Here is a 4,362-nt window from a genome sequence, read left to right as displayed (position 1 = left end):
AAATTAAAGAGGAATATGACGATCTAATTAATTTTTTTGATTCTCTGAAGGGAAAATCAGCTCTTTTAGCAAAAGAAGAATTGCCAGAAATATGGCAGAATTTACCAGAGAAATTTCTAGAAAATTTTGAAGAGTTTGTTTCTTTCCTGGGGCAAATAGGAATTATTGAATTTCGGGAAAAAGAAGGACGTTATAAATTTGTGGATATATATGTTTCTGGTTTTGAAATGAATCGTCAAGGTGCAGTATAGAAATTTATATCTGCCAAATTTGTGTAATTCCTATTAGTGAATTATCTCAATTTGTGCTGATAAAAGGAAAAAGGAAAATTTCTATAATCTGGATTAAGAAAAGCATCAAAAAAGCGATGTGAAGAAATTAAAGAGGAATATGACGATCTAATTAATTTTTTTGATTCTCTGAAGNAGAAATATGGCAGAATTTACCAGAGAAATTTCTAGAAAATTTTGAAGAGTTTGTTTCTTTCCTGGGGCAAATAGGAATTATTGAATTTCGTAAAAAAGAAAAACTATATAAATTTATGGATATATATGTTTATGGCTTTGAAATGAATCGTCAAGGAGCAAGATAAAAATTTCTATCAGGAATGGAGTAGTTAAAAATATAGCAGATATAATTGAAGTTTATTAGAATTAATAAACGTAGCTTGACTAATATAGTAATCGTAAATTATTGCTGAAAAAAACTGTAGGGGTTTGGTCTCCAAACCCAATTTCCACTTGAAAAGGCAAGATACCTGTGCTACGAAATTATGAAAATTATTCCGCATTTATACAACCCTGAAAAGGAAACTCATTACAAATATCCCACCGCTTACCACTATGAATTAATAAAGTTAACTGAGAAGCTGTAAATTCAAAGTGAAGCGATCGCTCTCGAAATTCTAACCAAGCTGCTCTAAAATTCTGTTTAGTTAAGTCTCGAAAAGCTACAGTAACATGAGGAGAAAAAGGACGAATTTTTGAAGGGGGATGCACAATTCCTAAAGTAGTTTCTGTAAATTCAATTAAGTCTTTTTGAATTTTCAATAGCTCTGGAGTTTTGACAACATTAACATAGATAACACGAGGTGGAAAAGCAGCAAAACCAGACAAAGTAATGGGAAAAGCAGAACATTTTTGAGCAAAAGTCTCTAAAGACTCCTGCACAATACTTAAATTTTCAGTCGGCCATTTAAAAGGAGGCTGTAAAGTAATATGAGGCACAGACCTTAAAGCATGACTGCTATTATATTCTCTAGCAAAATATTCCTTAATTTCCGTAACTTGGTTTTGAATATTTTCAGGTGGCACAAGAGCCACAAATAATAAACGTTTTGATAGACCCATAAAATTCAAAATTCAAAAAATAAAATGCCTTGGTTTGCCAAAATAGAAAAAGGTATAGTCGAAAAATCTATATTTGACCAATATGTACCAGACCATATAGCTTATGTCCAAGAATTAGTTGCTAAAGGACATAAAGCCAAAAGTGGTTATTGGGCAAAAAAGGGAGGCGGAATGTTGCTATTTGAGGCTGCATCTATGGCAGAAGCTGAAAAAATAGTAGCTGAAGACCCCCTGATTAAAAATAATTGTGTCACTTACGAAATTTATCAGTGGTGTATAGTTGCAGAATAAAAATTTGTGTTATAGTAGTAAATGATTCGGACCAGCGCGACTAGAACGCCTAAACCTTGTCAGGACCGGAAGGTAGCAGCAACATGGGATGCTTGTAGTAGGCGTTGACTCCGGGTCACCCAATTTAAAGCTTGAGCAATTATTGTTTATTTGCTAATATTTGCTCATATAAATTCATATACATTGATTTAGTTATACCGATTAGTTGTATAGATTGTTCTACAATGATATGCAAACAGATTAGTTTATAGTGCTTGCGCCAGGCCACTATGTAACCTCTATCCTGATAAGTTACCGAGGCGCATGGTCAAGTAATTAAAACTTCTGCGACCGTCGATAACTAAGACGACAGAAGGGACGTTGCATGCAACGTCCGTACAAAGCTTCTACAGGTTTTCTTGTAGATTTTGGGAGATACCCCCTCAGCAGGTTAATCTTGCTGTGTATTGTTAAAAAATGTTAGTAAAATAGTATCGGAGCCAGGATATATTTTTTATGGATAATTTCGGAGGAATTATTCAAAGAGCTGTTTATCTAGGAGTAGGATTAGCCTCTTTTGCAGGCGAGAAAGCTAACCAGAAATTGGCTGAACTAAGGACAGAAGCTCAAAAACTGGCAGATGAAATGGTTAAGCGTGGTGAAATGACCACAGAAGAAGGTCGTAAATTTGTCGAGGATATGATGAATAAAGCTATGCAGCAAGCTCCTGTAGATTCATCTCCAGAAACGAGACCTAATGAACCACGTCGTATAGAAATTCTCTCCGAAGATGACAATTCATCAGATTCAAATTCTACAGAAGTAGATCAAATGCGTCAAGAAGTACATAACTTACAAGAAGAATTACGTCGGCTACAAAAAGACTAAATCTATACGCAAAAATTATGGCAATATTTCAGGAATTTCAGTAATTTATATAGATAGTTTTGAAGGAAAGCAGAGATAGATAATAATGGAAGACTGGTCAAAAAACTTCTTTGAAGTAATGGAAACTGCCATGTTAGAGGTAGAAGACTTTTTCAATGAAATGGCAGAGGAAATTTCAGAAGTTTTTGATGAGTGGGGAAAGCTCTCTGAGGAAATTACTGAAGAAATACAGACTAATATTATTGCTGAAATAGATGAGTATCTAAATGATTTAATTAATCCTATAATTGAAGTCTACTTAGATTTTGATGTTGATACTGAGATACGGGAAGAAGATATAGACTATTATTTTGTTGATCGTGTAGAACCTACAGTAGAGAAACATCCAGCGTGTATAGGATGTACTCATTATCATGGTCAAGTTTATGGAGGAAATTTATTAGTTTGTGGAATGCACCCTTATGGTGTAGAGGATGAAAGTTGCCCAGACTGGGAATCATATAATAGTTAACTTTGACTAAGGCCAAAATAAGATAGTTCTCTCATTTCAGTTATAAGTTATTAGTTATCAATACCGACCACTGAAGTTTATTATTTTTATACCCAATTCAGGAAAGGCTATTAACCTGATTTTTTGGTCATAACATAAATACTTACAATTATCAGAGTTAACGTACAATGATTTGTGAAAAAACTGTAGGGGTTTGGTATCCAAACTCCAGTATTGCTGTCTGATTAAATTTTAAAGAATTGACATATAAAGGTTTGAACATTTTTATATTATAACATCCAAAAAAATTGAAACTTTTTCAGTTCAGATTAAGCGAGCAAAAGTTAGGATTTTTTGCAGACTATGGGAGAAAAATCAAGGGATAATTATTCCGACTGTAAATTACCCATCCCTCCAGAATTATTACTGTAAATTCTCCTACCGATGACTCCTCTGCCTGACTCCTACCCTTACCATAAAGACTTTTTCACCTAACCCCTAGTAAAAATGGGATTTGGATGCTAAACCAGAACTATAAAATAGTATAACACAAGCATGCATTAGTATCTAAACTTTAAAGTAGATTTTTTTTAAGCATTAGAGTCACTCTCTTAACTTATCAGTTATCAGTACCGACCACTGAAGTTTATTGTTTTTATTCCCAATTTAAGGAAAGGCTATTGACCTAATTTTTTGGTCATAAATACTTAAAGCTATTAGATTTCAAATTTCATTATTAAGAAGCTGAAATGACTTTCTACTTGATAAAATCTCAAGAGAAGATGGAGGAGGATAGTCAAATTATGAGTGAAGTAAATTCAGGAACCCTTTATATAGTTGGTACACCAATAGGCAATTTAGAAGACATAACATTTAGAGCAATTAAAACATTACAAAAAGTAGACTTAATAGCAGCAGAAGATACTCGCCACACAGGCAAATTATTACAACATTTTCAAATCCAAACTCCACAATTAAGTTACCATCAACATAACGAACAAAGTCGCATACCCGAATTAATAGAAAAACTAAGTCAGGGAAAAACTATAGCTCTAGTAACTGATGCGGGAATGCCAGGAATATCTGACCCTGGATATGAATTAGTAAAAGCTTGTGTCGAAGCAAATATTTCTGTAGTACCAATACCAGGAGTTACTGCTAGTATTACAGCATTAAGCGCCTGCGGACTACCAACCAACAAATTTATTTTTATCGGTTTTTTACCTACTAAAATTAAACTAAGGGAAGAACAACTAGAAAAATTATCTAATTCATTAGAAACTATAGTTTTATATGAGTCTCCTTATAAACTTTTACAAACTCTAGAAGATTTAGAAAAAGTATTAGGTAAAGATAGAAAAATAG

6 protein-coding genes and 1 other RNA gene are annotated in these 4,362 nt (G+C 33.4%); 6 read left to right on the top strand and 1 reads right to left on the bottom strand.

All coding sequences use genetic code 11. The features are described 5' to 3' along the window. Positions 1 to 251 (top strand): hypothetical protein (locus AFK68_RS36460; protein ID WP_168186370.1); only part of this gene is annotated, 251 nt, incomplete at its 5' end. A gap of 528 nt (positions 252 to 779) precedes the next feature. Here the strand turns inward: AFK68_RS36460 and AFK68_RS08410 are convergent. Further along, positions 780 to 1,349 carry a 2'-5' RNA ligase family protein gene (locus tag AFK68_RS08410; protein ID WP_094672343.1) on the bottom strand — a complete coding sequence of 190 codons (570 nt, stop codon included), beginning with the start codon at positions 1,347 to 1,349 and terminating at the stop codon, positions 780 to 782. Between the two features lie 24 nt (positions 1,350 to 1,373). Between AFK68_RS08410 and AFK68_RS08405 the strand changes: the two genes are divergently transcribed. The 5 genes from AFK68_RS08405 to rsmI all read left to right on the top strand — a co-directional run. Beyond that, the gene (locus tag AFK68_RS08405) at positions 1,374 to 1,640 is read left to right on the top strand and encodes a YciI family protein (RefSeq protein ID WP_094672342.1); all 267 of its coding nucleotides are present in this window, start codon (positions 1,374 to 1,376) and stop codon (positions 1,638 to 1,640) included. Positions 1,641 to 1,663: 23 nt separating this feature from the next. Next, an RNA gene (gene ffs / locus AFK68_RS08400) (signal recognition particle sRNA small type) lies at positions 1,664 to 1,760 on the top strand. A 375-nt stretch (positions 1,761 to 2,135) separates the two neighbouring features. Continuing rightward, complete coding sequence (locus AFK68_RS08395) at positions 2,136 to 2,507, top strand: phasin family protein (RefSeq protein ID WP_094672341.1); 372 nt, start codon at positions 2,136 to 2,138, stop codon at positions 2,505 to 2,507. An 85-nt stretch (positions 2,508 to 2,592) separates the two neighbouring features. Beyond that, on the top strand, positions 2,593 to 3,018 hold the full coding sequence (locus AFK68_RS08390) for a hypothetical protein (RefSeq protein ID WP_094672340.1): 426 nt from the start codon (positions 2,593 to 2,595) through the stop codon (positions 3,016 to 3,018). Positions 3,019 to 3,800: 782 nt separating this feature from the next. Next, positions 3,801 to 4,362 (top strand): 16S rRNA (cytidine(1402)-2'-O)-methyltransferase (gene rsmI, locus AFK68_RS08385; RefSeq protein ID WP_094672344.1); only part of this gene is annotated, 562 nt, incomplete at its 3' end.

Source organism: Hydrocoleum sp. CS-953, from assembly GCF_002260545.1.
In the GTDB taxonomy this organism is placed as follows: Bacteria; Cyanobacteriota; Cyanobacteriia; order Cyanobacteriales; family Microcoleaceae; genus Trichodesmium.
Note: the sequence above shows the minus strand (reverse complement) of the source record. Positions and strands in the feature narration are given on the sequence as shown.

Excerpts from the sequence above, each read along its gene's own strand:
- AFK68_RS08390 (WP_094672340.1), top strand. The coding sequence starts at position 2,593 with ATGGAAGACTGGTCAAAAAACTTCTTTGAAGTAATGGAAACTGCCATG.
- AFK68_RS08395 (WP_094672341.1), top strand. The coding sequence starts at position 2,136 with ATGGATAATTTCGGAGGAATTATTCAAAGAGCTGTTTATCTAGGAGTA.
- AFK68_RS08410 (WP_094672343.1), bottom strand. The coding sequence starts at position 1,349 with ATGGGTCTATCAAAACGTTTATTATTTGTGGCTCTTGTGCCACCTGAA.
- AFK68_RS08405 (WP_094672342.1), top strand. The coding sequence starts at position 1,374 with ATGCCTTGGTTTGCCAAAATAGAAAAAGGTATAGTCGAAAAATCTATA.